Source organism: Kocuria sp., from assembly GCF_030536815.1.
Classification (GTDB): domain Bacteria; phylum Actinomycetota; class Actinomycetes; order Actinomycetales; family Micrococcaceae; genus Kocuria; species Kocuria gwangalliensis.
In genome coordinates this window covers 1-1,796 of record NZ_JAUNPE010000307.1, presented here as the reverse complement: position 1 = coordinate 1,796, position 1,796 = coordinate 1, and the positions used below count along the sequence as shown (strand labels likewise).

1 protein-coding gene and 2 pseudogenes are annotated in these 1,796 nt (G+C 68.6%); 2 read left to right on the top strand and 1 reads right to left on the bottom strand.

Annotation, left to right across the window (positions count from 1 at the left end; translation table 11 throughout):
- Nucleotides 1-256, top strand: a pseudogene (locus tag Q4E95_RS13465) (murein biosynthesis integral membrane protein MurJ); the annotation flags it as partial.
- On the opposite strand, the gene Q4E95_RS13460 reads toward Q4E95_RS13465, so the two are convergent.
- Nucleotides 253-1,404, bottom strand: coding sequence for a hypothetical protein (locus tag Q4E95_RS13460; RefSeq protein WP_303383782.1), 1,152 nt, complete (start codon nt 1,402-1,404; stop codon nt 253-255). The pseudogene Q4E95_RS13465 and the gene Q4E95_RS13460 overlap by 4 nt on opposite strands.
- A gap of 79 nt (nt 1,405-1,483) precedes the next feature.
- Here Q4E95_RS13460 and Q4E95_RS13455 point away from each other — a divergent pair.
- Nucleotides 1,484-1,796: pseudogene (locus Q4E95_RS13455) on the top strand (alpha-ketoglutarate-dependent dioxygenase AlkB); the annotation flags it as partial.

Below are 1,796 nucleotides of genomic sequence, written 5' to 3'. Positions count from 1 at the left end.
GTACCACCGGCATGATGGCCTTGTTCCGCGCCTGTTCGGAGGGTTACTGCTCCGAGCGGCCTTCCTGGCCATTCTCGCCATCGTGGGTGCGTTGGCGCTGAAGACCTTCGTGGTGGACCAGCCGGCGGTCGTGGTCCTGGGCACGGTCGCGGCGGGAGCCTTCGCCGTGTATTTTGCGGGCCTGGCGCTCATGCGGGCCCCCGAGCGCACAGTGGTGACCGAGATGATCGGTGCCATGCGGCGTCGTCGGCGTTAGATCTTACCCGGCGCCAAACTCTGCAACCGCTGCGTCACCAAGTAACCGGCGGGCGCGGGGTCACGAGGATCCCACACACTGTGCCGGGCGCGCAGACCCCAGCGCAGACTATCGAGCAGGTCGCTCGCGAACCCGCCGCGGCGCTCGCGGACCGCCCGACGCAGGTCTCCGGCGAACCAGGAATACCGCACCCCCGCGCGACCGTCGGAGAGCTCGGGGAACGCTTCGCCGAGTTCCGTGCGGGCCCACGCGTCCACCAGGCCGGGGCGCGCCTTTTCGGCCAGCGCCATGGAACCGTAGAAGCGACCGTTGAGGTCGGTGAGGTGGGCAGTACCGTCGTCGCCGGCGAGGAATTGGAGCTCCACCAGCCCGGACCAGCCGAGATTGCCCAGCAGCTTCTCAGAACGGGCGACCAGGTCCTCGTCCACGGGCACCGTGACCGCGCGAGAAGAGGCACCGTAAGGCGTGGGGAACAGTCGCGGGCTGACCTGCTGGACGCGGGCGCGCAGGCGGCCCTCGTGAAAAATGCCGATGAGCGCGCTCAAGCCGCCGTTGACGGGGCGCTGCAGGATGGGCTGGGCGCCGGCAGCGAGGATCCGATCCACCTGGGTCCGCGCGGAGGAAGTGTCGGGGAAGAGGCGGGCGTCAATGCGGTGGGGGCGGGTCTGGCCCTGGGACCAGTGAGCACGGCACTTCACCACCACGGGACCGTGCCAGGCCGAGAGTTCCTCCGGGGTAGCCGAAACCGTGTAGGGAGCGGCCAATCCGACTGCCTCAGCGGTCTCTGCCAGGACCACTTTGTCCAAACCGGAGTCCACGGCACGCTTGTCCGGATGCGCCACGACCGCGGGGATCCGATTCTTGTACGCGGACAGCGCTGCCATCCAGTCGTCTCCGCCGCCGAAAACGATGTCGTAGGAACCCTCGTCAACGGCGGTCTGAACTCCGCGCAGGAACGCTGAATCATCACCGCGGGGCTTGGGCACGAAATGATGCGCGGAACTCTCCCGAGAGGATCCGGGCATTCCGCCGCCGATGGGCGTGCCGATCCCCACGTGCCAACCCACGCGTCCGAGTGCACGCGCCCCCGTCAGGGCCCCCCGATCACGTCCTGTGCTGACAATCAATGCACGCTGCTGTCCAACCATGGCACGACAGTAGCAGTGGGGGTCACCGGCCGCGGCACAGCCATTTAACCATGTCGGAGGTGCTGCGTACGGTGGGGCCATGGCCGAGTTCGAGGTCAATGAACTGTTCTCCGTACCGCGCGAACGCCGGGAACCGGCGCCCGGCGCGGTGCACCTCCCCGACTGGCTGGACCCCGAACAGCAGGCCCAGCTGGTGACCCAGTGCCGCGTGTGGGTCAGGGAATCCCCCATGCGCCGCCAGGTCATGCCCGGGGGCGGGCGGATGTCCGTGCGGTCCGTGATGCTGGGCCGCAACTGGCGGCCCTATCGTTACGGCGCGAGTGGTGGCCCAGGGATCCAAGACCTTCCGGAGTGGCTCGTGCACTTGGGGCAGCGGGCGGCGGCGGACGCGT